The sequence below is a fragment of the Vagococcus hydrophili genome, from assembly GCF_011304195.1.
Classification (GTDB): Bacteria; Bacillota; Bacilli; order Lactobacillales; family Vagococcaceae; genus Vagococcus; species Vagococcus hydrophili.
Map to the genome: position 1 here is coordinate 2,599,963 of NZ_CP049887.1, position 18,471 is coordinate 2,618,433.

19 protein-coding genes are annotated in these 18,471 nt (G+C 34.9%); 3 read left to right on the forward strand and 16 right to left on the reverse strand.

Annotated features, from left to right (window positions below; all coding sequences use genetic code 11):
- Positions 1 to 15: 15 nt before the first annotated feature.
- The 5 genes from G7082_RS12760 to lpdA are packed head-to-tail and all read right to left on the reverse strand — an operon-like array spanning position 16 to position 6,196.
- Positions 16 to 1,599 (reverse strand): 2-oxo acid dehydrogenase subunit E2, encoded by a 1,584-nt coding sequence (locus G7082_RS12760; RefSeq protein ID WP_166035475.1) that lies wholly within the window; start codon positions 1,597 to 1,599, stop codon positions 16 to 18.
- Between the two features lie 18 nt (positions 1,600 to 1,617).
- On the reverse strand, positions 1,618 to 2,595 hold the full coding sequence (locus G7082_RS12765) for an alpha-ketoacid dehydrogenase subunit beta (RefSeq protein WP_166035477.1): 978 nt from the start codon (positions 2,593 to 2,595) through the stop codon (positions 1,618 to 1,620).
- 2 nt (positions 2,596 to 2,597) lie between these two features.
- Entirely contained in the window at positions 2,598 to 3,701 is a 1,104-nt protein-coding gene (gene pdhA / locus G7082_RS12770) for a pyruvate dehydrogenase (acetyl-transferring) E1 component subunit alpha (protein ID WP_166035480.1), read from the reverse strand.
- Positions 3,702 to 3,720: 19 nt separating this feature from the next.
- Positions 3,721 to 4,764 (reverse strand): PTS sugar transporter subunit IIC, encoded by a 1,044-nt coding sequence (locus G7082_RS12775; protein ID WP_166035482.1) that lies wholly within the window; start codon positions 4,762 to 4,764, stop codon positions 3,721 to 3,723.
- Positions 4,765 to 4,789: 25 nt separating this feature from the next.
- Complete coding sequence (lpdA, locus tag G7082_RS12780; protein WP_166035484.1) at positions 4,790 to 6,196, reverse strand: dihydrolipoyl dehydrogenase; 1,407 nt, start codon at positions 6,194 to 6,196, stop codon at positions 4,790 to 4,792.
- Between the two features lie 190 nt (positions 6,197 to 6,386).
- On the opposite strand from lpdA, the gene G7082_RS12785 reads away from it, so the two are divergent.
- A complete protein-coding gene (locus tag G7082_RS12785; RefSeq protein ID WP_166035486.1) occupies positions 6,387 to 7,277 on the forward strand; it encodes a LysR family transcriptional regulator in 891 nt (296 codons plus the stop codon).
- Between the two features lie 107 nt (positions 7,278 to 7,384).
- On the forward strand, positions 7,385 to 8,383 hold the full coding sequence (locus G7082_RS12790) for a D-2-hydroxyacid dehydrogenase (protein WP_238842656.1): 999 nt from the start codon (positions 7,385 to 7,387) through the stop codon (positions 8,381 to 8,383).
- 27 nt (positions 8,384 to 8,410) lie between these two features.
- On the opposite strand, the gene G7082_RS12795 is transcribed toward G7082_RS12790, so the two are convergent.
- The 10 genes from G7082_RS12795 to G7082_RS12840 all read right to left on the reverse strand — a co-directional run bounded on the left by G7082_RS12795 (position 8,411) and on the right by G7082_RS12840 (position 16,389).
- Complete coding sequence (locus G7082_RS12795) at positions 8,411 to 8,956, reverse strand: YpiB family protein (RefSeq protein WP_166035488.1); 546 nt, start codon at positions 8,954 to 8,956, stop codon at positions 8,411 to 8,413.
- Between the two features lie 5 nt (positions 8,957 to 8,961).
- Entirely contained in the window at positions 8,962 to 10,215 is a 1,254-nt protein-coding gene (locus tag G7082_RS12800; protein WP_166035490.1) for a tetratricopeptide repeat protein, read from the reverse strand.
- 18 nt (positions 10,216 to 10,233) lie between these two features.
- Complete coding sequence (locus G7082_RS12805; protein WP_166035492.1) at positions 10,234 to 11,265, reverse strand: hypothetical protein; 1,032 nt, start codon at positions 11,263 to 11,265, stop codon at positions 10,234 to 10,236.
- Positions 11,266 to 11,373: 108 nt separating this feature from the next.
- Entirely contained in the window at positions 11,374 to 11,616 is a 243-nt protein-coding gene (locus G7082_RS12810) for a GlsB/YeaQ/YmgE family stress response membrane protein (RefSeq protein WP_166035494.1), read from the reverse strand.
- Between the two features lie 91 nt (positions 11,617 to 11,707).
- On the reverse strand, positions 11,708 to 12,487 hold the full coding sequence (locus tag G7082_RS12815; protein ID WP_166035496.1) for a C39 family peptidase: 780 nt from the start codon (positions 12,485 to 12,487) through the stop codon (positions 11,708 to 11,710).
- A 12-nt stretch (positions 12,488 to 12,499) separates the two neighbouring features.
- Positions 12,500 to 12,865 carry a flagellar export chaperone FliS gene (gene fliS, locus G7082_RS12820; RefSeq protein WP_166035498.1) on the reverse strand — a complete coding sequence of 122 codons (366 nt, stop codon included), beginning with the start codon at positions 12,863 to 12,865 and terminating at the stop codon, positions 12,500 to 12,502.
- A 20-nt stretch (positions 12,866 to 12,885) separates the two neighbouring features.
- Positions 12,886 to 13,227, reverse strand: a complete 342-nt coding sequence (locus G7082_RS12825; RefSeq protein WP_166035500.1) for a hypothetical protein — start codon at positions 13,225 to 13,227, stop codon at positions 12,886 to 12,888.
- A 24-nt stretch (positions 13,228 to 13,251) separates the two neighbouring features.
- Positions 13,252 to 14,751, reverse strand: coding sequence for a flagellar filament capping protein FliD (gene fliD / locus G7082_RS12830; RefSeq protein WP_166035502.1), 1,500 nt, complete (start codon positions 14,749 to 14,751; stop codon positions 13,252 to 13,254).
- A gap of 4 nt (positions 14,752 to 14,755) precedes the next feature.
- Complete coding sequence (locus tag G7082_RS12835) at positions 14,756 to 15,151, reverse strand: flagellar protein FlaG (protein WP_166035504.1); 396 nt, start codon at positions 15,149 to 15,151, stop codon at positions 14,756 to 14,758.
- Between the two features lie 74 nt (positions 15,152 to 15,225).
- Entirely contained in the window at positions 15,226 to 16,389 is a 1,164-nt protein-coding gene (locus G7082_RS12840) for a flagellin N-terminal helical domain-containing protein (protein WP_166035506.1), read from the reverse strand.
- A 189-nt stretch (positions 16,390 to 16,578) separates the two neighbouring features.
- Between G7082_RS12840 and G7082_RS12845 the strand changes: the two genes are divergently transcribed.
- Positions 16,579 to 17,121 carry a YrrS family protein gene (locus G7082_RS12845; protein ID WP_166035508.1) on the forward strand — a complete coding sequence of 181 codons (543 nt, stop codon included), beginning with the start codon at positions 16,579 to 16,581 and terminating at the stop codon, positions 17,119 to 17,121.
- A 95-nt stretch (positions 17,122 to 17,216) separates the two neighbouring features.
- On the opposite strand, the gene G7082_RS12850 is transcribed toward G7082_RS12845, so the two are convergent.
- Entirely contained in the window at positions 17,217 to 18,356 is a 1,140-nt protein-coding gene (locus G7082_RS12850; protein WP_166035511.1) for a flagellin N-terminal helical domain-containing protein, read from the reverse strand.
- Positions 18,357 to 18,471: the final 115 nt, after the last annotated feature.

Consider the following 18,471-nt stretch of genomic DNA (forward strand, 5'->3'; position numbering starts at 1 on the left):
AACACCTCCCTATTTTTAATTTTTTAGTAACATTAAGTTTGGATCACCTAACGCTTTTTTGAATGCTGCTAAAGCATTTTGTGCTTCCACACCATCAACTAAACGATGGTCAAAAGCAAATGATAATCTCATGATTGAGGCAATTTCCATTTCACGATCTTTATTAACAACCACTTCATCAGAAATACGAGAGATTCCCATTATCATTGATTCTGGATAGTTAATAATCGGTGTGGACCAAACGCCTCCTGCTTCAGGCATGCCACCAATATTAGTAATCGTAGCTGAACTACCACTCATGTCAGCACGAGTTAATTCGTTCGCCATTGCTTTTTTAGATAACATAGAGATTTCTTCGGCAATTTCAAAGATGCTCTTACGATCCGCATTTTTAATAACTGGTACAAATAAACCATGTTCAGTGTTTGTTGCAATCCCGATATTAATATTTCCTCGGTGAACAATTTCAGATTTTTCCATATTCACTGATGCATTTAATGATGGGTAAGCTTTTAACATCGCTACCATTGCTTTCACAACGTAAGGTAAGAAAGTTAATTTAACCTCTTCTTCTTTCGCAATTTCTTTGTACATGTTACGGTGTTCTACTAATTTTTCAGTTCTTAATTTATCAAACACAGTCACATGTGGAATTTCAGTCCGACTTGTCACCATTGCTTTAGCAATCGCACGACGAGTTGGCGTCATTTTCTCGACCCAATCTTCACCTTGAACACTAACTGGAGCAGGAGCAGCTTTTTCTACTTTTGTTTCAGTTGGTGTCGCAGCTACTGCTGATACTTTCGGTTTGACTACTTCTGGTGCCGTAACTTTCGTGCCACCAGCAAGGTAAGCATCCACATCAGATTTCAAGATTTTGTTGTTTGGTCCAGTTGCAACAACTTGACTTAAATCAACTTGTTGTTGTCTTGCATAGCGACGAACAGATGGTAAAGCTCTCACAATACCTGTTGTTTTTGTAGCACTTGTCGCAACCGGTGCTGCAGTAACTGCTTGCGGTGCAGACACTTGAGCCGTCTCAACTACAACTTTTTCACCTGTGTTGATTTCAATAATTCCTTCATCCACTTGAGCCACACCGTCTGGAACTAGTATTTTAACGACGGTTCCTGCTACTGGTGACGGGATTTCCATTGATGATTTATCATTTTGAATCTCAACTAAAGGATCGTCTAACTTTACAACGTCCCCAGCTTTAACAAACCATTGTAAAATATCTGCTTCTGTTAGACCTTCTCCAACATCTGGTAATTCAAACACATAGTTTCCAGTTCTTTCAGTTGATGCTTCTACAGGTGCAACTTCTGCTGTTTCAACTTTAACTGTCTCAACAACAATTTCCTCACCTGTATTAATTTCAATAATCCCTTCATCCACTTGAGCCACACCATCTGGAACTAAAATCTTAACCACTGTCCCTGCCACTGGTGACGGAATTTCCATTGATGATTTATCATTTTGAATTTCTACTAACGGATCATCGACTTTTACAACGTCGCCTTCTTTAACGAACCATTGTAAAATATCCGCTTCTGTTAATCCTTCTCCAACATCTGGTAATTTAAATATGTAAGCCATGAGTCATCCTCCTAATTTCTATTCAGCCATTGTCTTTCTAACTTGTTCTTCGATTGTTTTAGCATTTGGTAACCAAATAGATTCAGCTTGACCAAATGGGAAGTGACTATCTGGCGCTGCCACGCGTCCGATTGATGCTTCAAGTTCATACATCGCACCTTCAGCAATTTCAGCCATGATTTGATTGCCAATACCTGTTAAGCGTTGTGCTTCTTGAACCACAACCACACGTCCTGTTTTCTTAACAGAAGCTAAAATTGTATCAATATCAAATGGAGCAACTGTTCTTAAGTCGATTAATTCCACTGAGATACCATCTTTAGCTAATTTTTCAATCGCTTTTTTAGATTCATGAACCATTGCACCGTAAGTGACAATCGTAATGTCTGAGCCTTCTTGAACGATATTCGCTTTATCTAATTCAATAACGTATGATTCTTCTGGCACTTCTTCTTTGATTGAACGGTATAATTTTAAATGCTCTAAGAAGTAAACAGGGTCATTATTTCTAATTGCTGCTGTTAACAAACCTTTTGCATCATATGGTCCACTAGGAATAACCACACGTAAACCTGGAGATTGACTAAACAATCCTTCTAAGTTATCTGAGTGAAGTTCTGGTGTTCCAACGCCCCCACCAAATGTTGAACGAACTGTTACAGGAACGCCTTCACGTCCACCCATACGATAACGGTGACGTGCTAATTGACCTAATAAACCGTCAATTGCTTCCATTGTAAATCCTGAGAATTGGATTTCTGGCACAGGACGATAACCACCTAAAGCCATTCCCATTGCCATCCCCATAATTCCTGATTCAGCTAAAGGTGTATCAAAAACACGATCTGCCCCTAATTCGTTACTCATACCATCTGTAACACGGAAAACCCCACCATTAGTTCCTACATCTTCACCAAAAACTAAAACTTTTTCATCACGTTTCATTTCTGCTGTTAAGGCTTCATTAATCGCCTGTACCATATTTTTAACTGCCATCTTTAGTTTTCCTCCTTAGCTTGGTGCATTTTAATTTCTTTAGCAATACGAGGTGTTGGAACTTCAAACACATTACTTAATAATTCAGAAACTTTTTGTTTTGGTTCAACATCTGCTGCGTCAATTGCGTCATTTACTTCAGTTGTTGTTGCGTCAATTACTTCTTGTTCCATTTCTTCTGTCCAAATACCTTTTTCTGTTAAGTATTTTTTCATACGAATCATGTAATCTTTTTGAATCCACTCGTCTAATTCTTCTTGACTACGGTATCTTGTTGGGTCATCTGATAAGGTATGAGGGCCAAAACGATACGTTAAGGTTTCGATTAACACAGGACCATTACCTGCCATTGTGTATTCTCTTGCCATTTTTGTTACTTCATAAAGTGCTAATGGATCCATTCCATCCACTTGAATACCAGGAATTCCTGCAGCTGCTGCTTTTTGAGCCAAAGTACCGGCTTTACTTTGCATTTCACGAGGAACAGAAATACCGTATTTATTATTTTGAACAATAAAGACTGTTTGAGCGTTGAAGACACCTGCAAAGTTAATCCCTTCATAGAAATCACCTTGTGAAGAACCTCCGTCCCCAATGTAAGTCATAGCGACTTGATTTTTACCATCACGTTTATAGGCCATACCAAGCCCAGCTGCTTGAACATATTGTGAACCAATAATTACTTGTGCCGGTAAACCGTGAACGCCTTCTGGTAAAACGTTCGCTGCCACGTGACCACGATACCAAAGAATCGCATTTTTCATTGGCATACCGTGATGAACCAAAGGAATCACGTCACGATAAGTTGGGAAAAGGAAGTCTGTTTTGTTCATTGCAAATAAAGTTGCCAGTTGAGACGCTTCTTGTCCTTCAGAAGGAGGTAAGTTACCAATACGACCTTGGCGTCCAGCTAAGATTAAACGCTCGTTAACTGTTCTACCCCAAACTAAGACTTTCATTAACTCCACTAATTCTTCGTCATTTAAACTACTTTTTAACCCTTTATTAACTAATTTCCCCTCTTCATCTAAAATTTGAACCAAGGGAACAGCCGCTTCGCTTTTCTTAACCATATCTGTAAATAATTTATAATCTTGTTTACTCATTTTTTGTCGCTCCTTTTCTCTAGTTGAAATTTAATTTATAATCATCAGATTGTGTCATACCAAGTTTCTTGTTAAATAAATAATTAAAAGTAAAACCTAAAACAATCGGTACAATTAAATATGCAATCACTACTTTAAGAATATTTCCAACACTCCAACCACCATCAGCTAAAGCTAGAGCATTAATTGGTCCAATTAGTCCACTAAAACCAAAACCGGCACTAAATGGTGTTCCTTGTAAATCAAGGAAAGCCGCAAGAGAACCTGTAATCGCTGCATTACATAAAATTGGTAACATAATTTTTGGCTTTTTCACCACGTTTGCCATTTGCATTTTTGGTGAACCAATAAAGTGAGCGAGTGATGTTGGCACTGCGTTTGATTTCCATCCAGCAATACATAAACCAAAACCAGCGGCACAAATTCCTAAGTTAGCCGCACCTGAAGCAATTCCAGATAGAGAAATCGCTGTGGCAATCCCAACTGTGGCAATCGGTGAGACGATCATCATTGAGAACATTAAAGCAATCGCAATCGTCATTGGCACAGGTTGTAAATCAGTTAATGTGGCAACAAATTGACCTAACATTGATGTTAATGCTTTAACATAAGGTAGAAGTAAAACACCTAATCCTCCACCAACAACCGTAACAATCGTTGGAATCACTAAAATTGTAAAGGCTTGCAATTTCTCACCTAATACTAGGATAATCAAAACGGCGATTGCCGCAGTTAACCCTGTATTAATCACATCTCCAGAACCTTGGAAAATAAATCCACCATCTGGATTAACACGAGCTACACCAGAACCAACCACACAGGCCATTCCAAGTGAACCAATTTGAATCGGTGTAAATTTAAAGTTAATTGCCACTGCCACGCCCACAACAATTGGCATTAAACTTTGAGCAATTCCTGTGGCTGTTAAACCAAATGACCAATCTAAGGCTTTAGATAATTCACTTAGTAATGCTCCAGGGATTAAAGAAACAACTACCCCTAAAGCCACCCCGTTTAAAATATTCATGGTAAAATCTTTTGGTTTGACACTTTTTATCGACATATAATCATCCTCCATGATGAAATTTTTAAATATGAATTGGTAAACCTAATCCGACTTCAGCAGCTTCCATGATTGTTTCACTAACGGTTGGATGAGGGTGAACAGTTAATGATAGATCTTCAATTGAGGCACTTGTTTCAATTGCTAAAGTAATTTCTGAAATTAAATCACTTGCATTGACTCCAGCAATTTGTCCGCCTAACACTTCTCCAGTTTCTTTATCACTAACTAGTTGAACCAAACCTTCTGCTTTGTTCATTGAAAGAGCACGACCATTTCCTTGGAATGGAAACTCTGATACTTTAACTGAGTACCCTTTTTCTTCTGCTTCTTTTTTCGTTAAACCAGTTGAAGCTAACTCAGGTGACGTAAAACATACAGCTGGCATTGCTTTATAGTCAACAGCCACATCTTGTCCGTCAATTGCTTCTGCCGCAATTTTCCCTTCATAACTTGCTTTATGGGCTAAGGCTAAGCCTGGAATAATATCTCCAATGGCATATACGTGATCTAAAGTTGTTTGGCATTGATCATTAACTTTGATTAAGCCACGCTCATCAAGTTCAACACCCACACGCTCTAAACCAAGTTCTTTCGTATTCGGACGACGACCAACAGAAACTAAAACATAATCACATTCGATTTCTTTGGTTTCTCCATTCACTTCATAAGTCACTAACACATTATCAGCTGTTGTTTTTGCTGATTTTGCTAAAGCATTTGTTTCAATGGCTACATTTAATTTTTTAAATGATTTTTCCACATATGAAACTAGTTTTTTATCAAAGTTTGGTAAAATAGCTGATTGACCTTCTAAAATAGTAACTTCTGTGCCTAAATTAGCAAAAACTCCCGCTAACTCACTACCGATATAGCCCCCACCAATCACGACTAGTTTTTTAGGAAGTTCTTCTAAAGCTAAAATCCCTGTTGAATCTAAGACACGGTCATTAAACTTGAATCCTGGGATTTCAATCGGTGTACTACCCGTTGCGATAATCGCATTTTCAAAGGTATACGTCTCGCCACCAAATTCATGCATCACACGAATTCGATTCTCATCCATGAAATACCCTGTACCTTCTAAAACAGTTACATTGTTTTTCTTAAGTAGAAATTTAATACCGTCCGTTAATTTCTTAACTACTTGATTATCTTTCCACTCTTGAATTTCTGAAAAATCTAAACTAACTTCTTTTGCACTCACACCTTTAAAAGGAGAACTAATTAAATCATGATAATGATGACTTGCTTCAATAAGTGCTTTTGATGGGATACATCCCACATTTAAACAAGTTCCTCCTATATGAGTTTTTTCAATTAATGTAACGCTTTGTCCAAGTTGTGCTGCTCGAATTGCTGCAACGTACCCTCCAGGACCTGCTCCGATTACGACAGTTTCTAAACTTGTCTCGAAATCACCGACAACCATTTGGCTACTTCCTTTCTTTTCTTCTTTATATCGCTGACTTTGTGAGTTATACTAGGCATGTTGCCTTTAAAGCGCATTCACAAGTAAGCGTTTTATTTTTGTGACACCCTTATTATAGGATTCAATTTCACAAATTTGAAATTGACAATTTCTATAGCCGGATAAATTTTATTAAAAAGGAGAATCATTGATGGAATTCAGACAGTTAAGGTATTTCTTAGAAATCATCAAAGCTCAAAATTATTCTCACGCGGCAAAAAATCTCTTTGTGACTCAACCCACCCTTTCTTGGAACATGAACAAACTTCAAGAAGAACTAGGAGCAAAATTGCTTTATCAAGTTGGAAACAAAGTCATGCCAACCACCGCAGGGACCCTACTCTTTGAAAAGGGGCAGAAAATAATTGATGAGCTAGACCACCTAACCGAAGAAATAGAAACAGATCACATCTATGAAAAAAAAGAGTTAACTATTGGATCAAATGCTGTTATCTCCCCAGTATTTATGCCTTTGATTCAACAATTCATGACCATCTACCCAAATTTTTCAATCACAATTGAAGAAGATGGTTCTGTCAAAACCCAACAAAAAGTCGCAAATGGCGAGTTAGAGATAGGTATTGTCTCATTTCCGATTACTGAACCCGATTTAGACATTGAAAGAAATATTTTTGAAGTCTTTAAATATGATGCTTATGTCTTAATGCGAGAGGATCACCCATTAGCCGGTGAAAAAGAACTTAGTATAAAAGACTTAAAAACAGAAACCTTCTCGTCTATGAGTAAAGATTATGTTTTATGGCATGTATTAAAGAACAAAGCACGTGAGTATGGCTTTTCCCCTAAGATTAATTTAATGAGTAACAATCATGAAGTCCTCGTTAATTCAATCCTAAAAGACAACTCCATTGCGCTATTACCCATTCAATTAAAAGACCTATATAAAAGTGAACCCCTCACTTGGATTCCCCTTAAGGACAAAATCAAACCCTTTGATATTGTGGTTGTCCATAAAAAAAATCAACCACTCAGCCCGGCAGCAGCCCTATGTTTAGAATTTATTACAAACCAAAAAAAATAAACCTATAGATGGGATCAATAACCCTATAGATTTTATTGATTAGAAGATTTCTCTCACTTTACCTATACTTAAGTTGTTACTTAATTAACAAGGAAAGGAGCTTTCTTATGAAAAAAATTATCATGATGGGAGCTAGAGAAGACGAAAAAACCTTCGCTCTTGAGTGGGGGAAGAAAAATAATATCGACGTAACCGTCACAACAGAAGTTCTAAATAATGATACCTATCATTTAGTCCAAGGATTTGACGGGATTAGTCTCCAACAAACCATGGGCATTCCAACTGAGATGTACCAACAATTAAGAAAAGATGGTTTTAAACAAATTGCTCAACGTTCAGCTGGTTTTGATATGTATGATTTAGAGGAAGCGACAAAACAAAATTTACTTATTACCAATGTACCTGCCTACTCACCAAATTCAGTTGCTGAATTTACAGTTAGTAGCGCTCTGAATTGTTTACGTCATACAGAAGAAATTCAACGACGTGTTCACTCTCAAGATTTTACTTGGGACAGTCGCATCCTTTCAAAAGAAGTTCGTTCCCTAACGATTGGTATTCTGGGAACAGGACGCATTGGACAAGTTACAGGACAAATTTTTAAAGGCTTTGGGGCGAATATTATTGGCTATGATTTGTATAAATCGACAGCCGCCGAAGAAATTTTAACTTACGAAGATGATTTTGATGTTTTTCTTGCTCAATCTGATATTGTTTCTATTCATATGCCACTAACAAAAGACAACCATCATTTATTCAATAAAGAAACCTTTGATAAAATGAAACCAGGCAGCATACTAATTAATGCGGCTCGAGGTGGTATTGTTGATACAAATGCCTTAATCAACGCTTTGAATGAAGGTCAATTAGCAGGGTGTGCTCTGGATACTTATGAACAAGAGATGAATTATGTCACGAAAGATTGGCAAAACAAAAAATTAGATGATCCCATTCTCCAAGAATTAATCCAACGTGAGGATGTATTATACACGCCTCACATTGCTTTTTATACAGAAACAGCCGTTGAGAACCTTGTCTTCGGGGCTTTAGAGGCTTGCCTTTCTGTTTTAACGACAGGAACAGCTGAAACAATTGTTAATAATTAAAAAGAAAATGAGAGCTGTGATAACATATCACAAACTCTCATTTTCTTTTAATCTTTGATAGTCTTTGGACAACTTTTGAAATTCTTTCTTATTGCCTGTCTCGAGGGCTTGATTTATTTTCTCAAGTAAGATATTTAACTTAAACTTCCGTTCTTCCTCTTCAATAAAACTATTTAGCGCCAGTCTAAATTCTTTTTCAGCTTCTTCATCAAGAGGTTGGTAAGGATTTTCCTCTAACACATCTAAATAATACTTAGATAACGTCATCCCATCAAAAGAAACGCCTATAAACAATGGACTTTTTCGATTCAAACGGATATCATGGAAAATTTTGTTAGGATCTTCAATAACAATTCCTTGATTCACCATCTCTAAACCACTTCCTGAAACAGACTGATCTGTAACAAGTAACCCTCTAGGTGTAGAAAGAACATTCTCGACGAAAGTTACACGGTCTAATAAAAATTCATGATTCAAAAGATAATTTAAAATCCAGTACGACTCTCTCTTTTTCAATGAGACAGATTGAATTAACCAATTAACAAATTTTTTCTTACTTGCTAATTCGATCATGTTAACTACCACCCTTCATTGTCAAGTAATGAAGCAACCTCCACATCATCAGGAACCATCGTCAAATACATTTGTAGTAAGCGATTAGATTCTTCACGATTTCCTTCTTCTCTAAGGAATAATGCATAGTCTTTAACAAATTCAGGATCATCGATTAAAGTTTCTTTGGCTTGGTCATAATGTTTCTTCGCTTGATCAAATTCCTCTAAACCATTAAAAGCTTGCGCTAAAATCCATTCAGCAAAGGATTGTTCTTTCACTTCTAATGTAGCTATCAAAGTAATTACTTCGTCGTATTCTTCTTCCTTAAGTAGTAGCTCAGCCAAACGTATTTTAGAAAGATCTGCATCCACTTCTAAAGAAATCACTTCTTCTAAATATTGTTTTGCTTGATCTTTATCCCCTAAATGATAAGCCGTTTCAGATGCTAAATGGTATAGCGAAGTTTCATACGGGTTTTGCACAATCCCTTCTTCTGCCATTTCAATGGCTTCCTCGTGACGACCTTCATCGTGTAAAATTTGAGCTAAAGGATAGTACACTTGATTAAATGATTCATCCATTAATCTAACTTGAGTTAATAATTCAATGGCACGTTCATTCTGTTCTAACTGATAATAAGTTAAAGCTAATTGGAAGGCACGTTCAACAGTTTCCTCTTCTTCAATTGAAAGCTCTAAATAGTTGACAGCCTCTTCAAAGTCGCCAATTCTTGATAAAGCAACACCGATTCGCTCATTTAAATTAATTGGTGATTCTTCTTTTGATAGCACCTTTTTTAATTCTTGATAAACAGCGATTGCCTTAACATAATCTTCACTAGAGAAGTACAATTCTGCCAATGATAAATCTAATAAAGGTTCATTTGGCATAATTTCTTTGGCTTGATTTAATTTTCGCTCACTTACTTCTGGAATATTCAAAACTTGATACAGGTCTGCTTGTGTGATTAAACTTTGCGCATACAAATCACTCGTTTCTTCAATCGATTCTAAATAACTAAACGCTTTTTCAAGTTCATCATTCTCAATCGCAATTTCTGCTAGTGAAATTTTTAAAGTTTCTTCTTCTGGAAACTCCTCAAATAATTTTGAATATAATTTTTCTGATTCTTCCACAAAGCCTAATTGGAATAAATTATCCGCCAATTGCATTCTTTCTTCTGGTAAATCCTCAACAAGAGCTTTCTCAAAAGCCACTTGAGCTTCGATTAAATCTCCATTTGATAACGCTTCTAACATTTTTTTACTGTTTGACATATAATCTCTCCAAAAAATTTATTTTATCCTACGATACATCTCTATTACTTTAAATAATTCCTCTTGATCTGGTATGTTAACCATATCAACTTGCCCAATTTCTTTTAAGCAGAGGATTTTCTGATAACGGGTTAACTCAATCAACAAACTTTCTGTTAAATCAGTGATTAACATTTGTTCAGGTAATTTCAACTCAATTCCTACAATACTCTCAAACCAAAAATAAAACTTATTATAATCAAATTGAACCTCACTTCTCTCCAATGTCCAAAGAAGATGAAGTAAAAAGCCAATATATTCTTTTTGAGAAATATTCAAATAATGAGCTTCTTCCAATCTGTAGAAAGCTTTCGTAAAGCTCTTACCAAAACTAGAACTGAATTGATTTTCTTTTTTTATTACTTGAATAATCGAAGCAATAAAAGGTGAAAAATTTTCATAATTCTCTGACAAAGAAACTTGGTATATTTTTTTTAGTAATTCAGCATTCTGAGTAACAGCTAAATGAATCAATTTAAAAAAAGATTCTCGCCAAACTTCTCTAGTTTCTAATTCCATCAACATTGTATCGTAAACAACTCGATCAGGCAAAAGTTTTTGTTTCATGGATGGAATGGCTTTGGAATTATTTAACCAAACCTCTCCAAATAACGAATCAATAAAACCTGACAAAGTAGAAGGTAAGTAATAAAATGCTGATAAATAAGGTGAAGACTTCTTTAAAGCACCACATAAATGAAACAGTTCAGCGCCACCAGCTCCAATAATTAGCGTATTTTCAGGAGTTGTCATTTCTTCCATATATTCTAATATCGATTGAAAGGTGTCAATTCCTCTTGCTTTTATATTATTTGGGCAAATATACCACTGAAATTCTAAACTAGATGAAAATAATTTTGAAAATTTATCGTAATAATACTCGTAGAAAGGCTGACTTGAAACAAATAATACAGAAGAAAAATCTTCCAAGTTACTAAAATAACCTTGCGTAATTAACCGATTTAGAGATTCTGCATAAACAATGTCAACTTGTTCATATTTCTCTCTCATTGCCACCACCTCTTACGACCATTTTACCATAAAAAAGTTGATACATAGGGATATACTTCTCTATAAAAAGAGACTCCAACATTTATTCCATGCTTGAAGTCTACATTTTTATCTCCTTGTAAAAAGTGATACAACAGCAATCACAATGACAGCTCCTAGTATTGATGGTATCAAAGCCATACCGGCTAAGTGTCCACCCCAATCACTGCCAAATAATTTTTGTCCAACACTAGAACCGACTAAACCAGCGATAATATTGAACACGCATCCCTTTGGATTATCTTTACCTGTTAGCGAACCCGCAATAGCGCCAATAACCGCTCCTACAAGAAGTACCCAAATCCAATACATAAATATCCACTCCTTCATCTTGATACTCTATTTTAAATGAAAGACAAAAAAATAGTCAAGCACTAGACCGTGTTCTTGACTATAATAAGTGTTATTTTATATATAAACTTTGTTTTCCTGTTTCATTGTATATTTTTTCGAAAGTATCTTGACTGACAGTTACTTCTTTTCCATAAGGATCATTTAAAAATACATTTTCTTTATCAAATCCTGTGATAACTGCAGCATGATGATTAACCCCATACTTTTTTAATCCGTTCTCAGTTGGCCAATCAATCCAATCTTCTTTTCTAGGAACTTTATAATCAATAGTTGTAATGACCCAAACAGGACGACCTGCTTTAATCTGCATGAATAATTCTGAAAGAGAACTTCCTGTACTGTTAACCACTTCATATGGTGAATTAACTAAAGATTGTGCTAAATCAAATACTGGTTGAACGTTGACGCCAGTTCCAGGATTTTTCCCCGTTGCATCCCCAACAAATCCTGAATCTGGATCTCCCAATAGTGTATCACTTACTTGATATGGCTCCTTCTTAATCTTCTCTTGAAGTTGATTCTTATTATAATCAAAGGAATAATAAGTTAAAATCATACTAAGTGCCGTTACTTCACAACCATATATTAAAGATGGTTCTGACATCTGGTCAAATAAAGGAACAGGTAAATGATACTCTGACAGCTGATTTTCTTGAGTTGTTACAGTGTTCATGCCTTTCAATAAATTAGGGTGTTTAGTATAACGAATATGACATTTCTCTTTTGCAATGCGGTTATTTTCAACAGCCATCGTAAAAATAACTTTGGTTCCAAATAAACTAGCGACTGAAATTATAAGTATAACTGAAATATTAATTATTTTTTTCATGAAAAATTAACCCTATAATACTAACCAAGTTTCCAAAAGTTCTTCTAGCATTTTCTTAACCAACTCTACTCGTTCTTTGTTCTTCTCAGTGTTTGCTAATAGCAACTGATTGTACATAAAATCATAAAGTGAGATTAATTGATCTGGAACATCACTGTCAGGTGTCGGTGCAACTGCATATTTTAATTCCAAAACAATATCTTGTACTTTTATCAACTGTGTATTTATTTCTTGCAAATTGCCTTGATCCAAATGAAAAATAGCAAGTTTTGAATGTTTGATTCCTGCCTCATAAAGAATTTCAATTAATTTTTTTGGTGACGCTGTTAATATTTGATTATTTACATATGCTGAATTACCTTTATTATTGTATGTCATGATATACTCCTTAGTTATTATTAGAAATCTTTATCAATAAAGAAAGATTCAGAAAATTGTTTAATGTACTGATGGGCAATTTTTTCAGATTGATTCAACTGAGCCATTTTCTCAAATAACTCTGCTTTTTCACCTTCTAATTTTTCCATCAGCTCTTGATACTCATCACAGAGTTTCTGTAAATCTTTTTTATTTTGATTTGTTAATCCTTCATTAGAAACCACTTGATAGTGACTCATTAATTCATTATGTTGGTCTAAAATATTCATAGATTCTTCCAAATTTAATTCTTGAGACCACTTAGAAATATTATCAAGTAACTTCTTTATTAAAACTTCTTTTTTCCCTATACTTTCAGTCAATAGTTCGCTCCCCTTTTTTCTAAATTAGTTCATGTTAAACGAGTCTAATTGTGTCATCAATGTCGCCATTTGTTGTTCCGCTTGCATCATTACTTGGTCTAAACGGCTGAATGTCCTAACATAATAATCACGCTTTTTATCGAGTTTTTCAGTAAATCGATCAATTCGCTCATCTAAATCTTTTAAACTTTTTTCGTAAGATTCTTTTTTAGTTGAGTAGACACTTTTTTGTCCCGCTTGATCTTTTAAATATGAGTTCATCAATTCATTTAATTTTACTGTATAACCAAACTCTTTTTTATCAAATTCCATGACAGGTTTGCCATCTTCGTCTTTAATAACATTTCCGAATTCATCTTTTTTCTCTACTAACGTTTTTTCAGCATAATAGAAAAAATTTTGAACATTATCAGGGTCTTCTTTTAATAACTCTTTAAATTTTTCTTCATCTAAAGATAAAACACCTTTTTTATCTACATTTAAACCTAACTCAGATGGAAACTTAAACGTAGTATGTGAATTTTGATCAGGAATACCTGTTACTAACATTTTTAAACTTGACTGTAAACGAGCTGCAGTACTATCGCCTGCTAGAGGTCCCTGTTTATTATCTTTTTTACTAGGATCTCCTACTTCTGTTTTTTCGTTTAAAAAACTCATCAATTCATTATATTGTTCAACAAATGCATTTAACGTTTCTACTGGTTTATCTAAATCTCTCTTTAAACCAACTTTAACAGGTTCTTCTGTCTTTTCATGGATATGAATCGTAACACCTTCGACGACATCATCAACGTTGTTAGATGGACGCTCAACCTGCATTCCATCAATTGTAAATTTAGCATTGATTCCTTGTGTATATTTTGGTGCATTGTTCACATCATCTTTATTCATTCCAAGATCGTTCATCAATGAAGTATCTCCACGAACTTCAAAATCTGTTTCACCCGTATCAACATTACTCAATACTAATCGATTATCGACAATTGTTGCTTTGACACCTGTTTCTTTTGATTCATTATTAATTTTATTAGTAATGTCTTTTAAACTATCTTTTTCATCAATCTGGATCTTAATCTCTTCTCCATCAGGATCTTTCGAATCAAATTTTAACTCACCAGACGTACCCAATTCATCGTAAATGGTTTTATCATCCATTTTATCTATTTTTCCCGAAACTTGACGAGACGATGTCGCAACTTGTTGGACTGTAATATCAAAATTATCTTCTTGAGCCTTATCCGTTCCAGTGATTGTTACTTTATCTGGTTTCGAACTTGTCGCTAGTTTTGAATTCCAAGTTTCATTTTTTTGAAGCGTCTCAATCGTTTTAAAGAAAGTGTTCATTCTCAGGCGAACATCTTTCCATGCGTTTTGTTGTTCAATAATCAAAGACTTTTCATTATTCATTCTAACTAAAGGTCCTGATTCTGCCTCAATCATTTGATCAATTTGTGCCGCCCCAATTGTTGAGTAACTTCCTAGCATCACACTAATTCCGGTTTCACTTGTTACTGTTGGCATATTATCATCCTTCCTTGTTAACGATGATTCCAACCATTTTCCAGATATTGGCAATAGAATCCAACATTTTTTCAGAAGGAATTTCTTTCACCACTTCATCTGTTTCTGTATCAACTAAGGTAATCATAGTTCTATGGGTTGTCTCATGAAGTTTAAACTCCATTTTCACATCTTTACCATTGAGTTGTCGGTTAGATTCTTCAATTATTTTTTCTAATTGCTCTCTTTTATAATCTGATAAACCATTGGTAAAATATTCATTTCCTTCTGGTTCTTTAAACTGCTCATTTTGAGTATTCGTTTCAAGTTCCGTTGATACTTTAGAAACAGGTTCTATTTTTTCAACTTTATCTACATTATTATGAGCACTTAACCAATTTACATGATTGATATCAAGCATTTGTTTCACTTCCTTTAATTAAATTACCTAGTTAAAGAAAAGCCGACCAAAATGTTAGTCGGCTTAAAAATTAATTACTGTAATAAAGAAAGAACACTTTGTGGCATTGCGTTAGCTTGTGCCAACATTGAAGTTGCTGCTTGAGAAAGGATGTTATTCTTAGTAAAGTTCATCATTTCTTCAGCCATATCTACGTCTCTAATACGAGAGTTTGCTTCAGTTAAATTTTCTTGTGCTACAGATAAGTTGTTGATTGTGTGTTGTAATCTGTTTTGAGCAGCTCCTAAGTCAGAACGAGTGCTTGATACTTTTTGAGAAGCTAAGTCTAATTGGTTGATTGCCATTTCAGCTTGTTTTTGATCACCTAAACTTAAATCTCTAATACCTAAAGTTTTCGAATCAATTGTTCCAATTTCAACACTGATGATGTCCCCTGTGTTAGCTCCTACATGGAAGTCTAAACCTGATTTAGGTGTTGTTTGTGCTGTAAATTTAGAAGTATGTGTTTCAGCAGTTGTTACTTCTCCTTTACCGTAACGACCTTCTGTTGTTAATTTAATTACGCCAACATTTGAATCTTTTGTTGGTGGTGTCGCTGCTGTATCACCTTTTTTGATGATAGTAAATGTTCCGTCTTCATTATCTTTTTTATCAAACTTAGCTGCATCAGCACCACTTAATACAACATCAGGTGTTCCATTAGCATCTCTAGTATATTCAACAGTTAATTCTCCTTCTAGATGTTTATCAGAATAACTTACTGTCATATATAAATCAGCATTGTCAGATTTACTAATATCTTGTACAGATGAGCTATCAAACTCACCATCTAATAAGTTCTTTTGGTTAAAGTTAGTTGTTTGTGAAATACGATCTACTTCATCTTTTAATGCGTCAAATTCTTTGTTGATTTCAGCACGGTCTTCGTTGCTTAAAGTACCATTTGACCCTTGAGTTGCTAAATCACGCATACGATTGATGATGTCATGTGTTTCGTTTAAAGCACCCTCAGCTGTTTGGATTAATGAAATTCCATCTTGTGCGTTACGGCTAGCTTGTTTTAAACCACCGATTTGACCTTTCATTTTTTCAGAAATTGCTAAACCTGCTGCGTCGTCTCCGGCACGGTTGATACGTAGTCCTGAAGATAATTTAGCTAATGAATTCGCTTTTCCATTGTTTGCTGCTGTTAGACGTGAATAAGTGTTTAATGCTGGTACGTTTGTATTAATTCTCATTGTTGTTTTCCCCCTGTAATTTTATTAAGGTATTATTTATAATGAGGTCACCCTCTGATATATATATCGGCATAAATTATTTTTTATTAAATATTTTTTCAAATAAGGAGAGATATATGATAAAATTAATAGCATATAATAACGTAAGGAGCGTTTACTATTAACTACTTAAAAGAACTACTACATGTATTGAAAGATAAAAAAAATAGAAAACTCGTTATCTGTTCAATAATTACTCTATTAATATTATTCATTTTCATTCCTAAAAAAGACAAAGAAGAAGTAAAGAAAGAAATTGGGGGACCTAAAGTTACTCTTGTTGAAGAAAAAGTAACAAAGGAGAAGACAAAGCAAAAAGAATACCCAGATGTTGAAAAGAAAAATCCCATAACTATTCAGGAATCAAAAGATGCTAACGTAGAAAAAGCCTGGAAAAATTCGGAATGGAAAACAATTAAAACTGCACAAACTGGTACTCACTACGCTAACTTTGATGATAATAGTATTGACCGAAAAGAAATAAAGCTAGCTTTTTCAGAAGCACTTAATTTAGCTCCAGAGAATATTGAAGAATGGTGGTTAGACGGACCTAATTCATCTGATATCTATGGTTTTTTAAGTAACAAGAAAACGAATGAAGCTTACAAGGTTCATCTACACTGGATAGATAATACAGGATGGCAACCTAGTTTAGTTGAAAAACTTCACACATTACCTACTTCTTTTAACTAACACAAAAAAACCGATCAGAATGTAGCGACCCCCAAAAGTTAGACCAAAAATCTAACTTTTAGGGGTCACAACAGAACGATCGGTTTTTTTTATTATTATTGTAATAAAGAAAGAACACTTTGTGGCATTGCATTTGCTTGAGCCAACATTGAAGTTGCAGCTTGAGAAAGGATGTTGTTCTTAGTGAAGTTCATCATTTCTTCAGCCATATCTACGTCTCTAATACGAGAGTTTGCTTCAGTTAAGTTTTCTTGTGCTACAGATAAGTTGTTGATTGTGTGTTGTAATCTGTTTTGAGCAGCTCCTAAGTCAGAACGAGTGCTTGATACTTTTTGAGAAGCTAAGTCTAATTGGTTGATTGCCATTTCAGCTTGTTTTTGATCACCTAAACTTAAATCTCTAATACCTAAAGTTTTCGAATCAATTGTTCCAATTTCTACACTGATGATGTCCCCTGTGTTAGCTCCTACATGGAAGTCTAAACCTGATTTAGGTGTTGCTTGTGGTGTAAAAGTTGTTGCATGAGATTCAGCTGTTGTTACCTCATCTTTTCCATAACGGCCTTCTGTTGTTAATTTAACAACTCCAGCTTCCTTTCCAGATGCATTTTCTTTAATTGAATACGTTCCATCTTCATTATCTTTTAATGTATAGTCTGCTTTACTTCCGCCATCTAATTCTACTGTAACTTTACCTGCAGCATCTCTGGTATATTTAACTTCTAAATCACCATCCATTTGCTTGTCAGAATAATTTACAGTCATATATAAATCAGCATTAGTAGATTTTACAACATCTTGTTTAGATGAACTATCAAACTCACCATCTAATAAGTTCTTTTGGTTAAAGTTAGTTGTTTGTGAAATACGATCCACTTCATCTTTTAATGCATCAAATTCTTTGTTGATTTCAGCACGGTCTTCGTTACTTAACGTTCCATTTGATCCTTGAGTTGCTAAATCGCGCATACGGTTAATGATGTCGTGAGTTTCGTTTAAAGCACCTTCAGCTGTTTGAATTAATGAAATACCATCTTGAGCGTTACGGCTAGCTTGTTTTAAACCACCGATTTGACCTTTCATTTTTTCAGAAATCGCTAAACCTGCTGCGTCGTCTCCGGCACGGTTGATACGTAATCCTGATGATAATTTAGCTAATGAATTCGCTTTTCCATTGTTTGCTGCTGTTAAACGTGAGTATGTGTTTAACGCTGGTACGTTTGTATTAATTCTCATTGTTGTTTTCCTCCTATTTTTCAAACCATTTTTCTGAGGTTACCCTCTGTTATATATATCGGTTATTTTTTGTTTTAATTAATCTAAAAATAAAGAAAAACGACCTATAATCAGA

Coding starts and splice junctions, on each gene's coding strand:
- G7082_RS12760 (WP_166035475.1), bottom strand. CDS start 1,599: ATGGCTTACATATTTAAATTACCAGATGTTGGAGAAGGATTAACAGAA.
- G7082_RS12765 (WP_166035477.1), bottom strand. CDS start 2,595: ATGGCAGTTAAAAATATGGTACAGGCGATTAATGAAGCCTTAACAGCA.
- pdhA (WP_166035480.1), bottom strand. CDS start 3,701: ATGAGTAAACAAGATTATAAATTATTTACAGATATGGTTAAGAAAAGC.
- G7082_RS12775 (WP_166035482.1), bottom strand. CDS start 4,764: ATGTCGATAAAAAGTGTCAAACCAAAAGATTTTACCATGAATATTTTA.
- lpdA (WP_166035484.1), bottom strand. CDS start 6,196: ATGGTTGTCGGTGATTTCGAGACAAGTTTAGAAACTGTCGTAATCGGA.
- G7082_RS12785 (WP_166035486.1), top strand. CDS start 6,387: ATGGAATTCAGACAGTTAAGGTATTTCTTAGAAATCATCAAAGCTCAA.
- G7082_RS12790 (WP_238842656.1), top strand. CDS start 7,385: ATGAAAAAAATTATCATGATGGGAGCTAGAGAAGACGAAAAAACCTTC.
- G7082_RS12795 (WP_166035488.1), bottom strand. CDS start 8,956: ATGATCGAATTAGCAAGTAAGAAAAAATTTGTTAATTGGTTAATTCAA.
- G7082_RS12800 (WP_166035490.1), bottom strand. CDS start 10,215: ATGTCAAACAGTAAAAAAATGTTAGAAGCGTTATCAAATGGAGATTTA.
- G7082_RS12805 (WP_166035492.1), bottom strand. CDS start 11,265: ATGAGAGAGAAATATGAACAAGTTGACATTGTTTATGCAGAATCTCTA.
- G7082_RS12810 (WP_166035494.1), bottom strand. CDS start 11,616: ATGTATTGGATTTGGGTACTTCTTGTAGGAGCGGTTATTGGCGCTATT.
- G7082_RS12815 (WP_166035496.1), bottom strand. CDS start 12,487: ATGAAAAAAATAATTAATATTTCAGTTATACTTATAATTTCAGTCGCT.
- fliS (WP_166035498.1), bottom strand. CDS start 12,865: ATGACATACAATAATAAAGGTAATTCAGCATATGTAAATAATCAAATA.
- fliD (WP_166035502.1), bottom strand. CDS start 14,751: ATGCCAACAGTAACAAGTGAAACCGGAATTAGTGTGATGCTAGGAAGT.
- G7082_RS12835 (WP_166035504.1), bottom strand. CDS start 15,151: ATGCTTGATATCAATCATGTAAATTGGTTAAGTGCTCATAATAATGTA.
- G7082_RS12840 (WP_166035506.1), bottom strand. CDS start 16,389: ATGAGAATTAATACAAACGTACCAGCATTAAACACTTATTCACGTCTA.
- G7082_RS12850 (WP_166035511.1), bottom strand. CDS start 18,356: ATGAGAATTAATACAAACGTACCAGCGTTAAACACATACTCACGTTTA.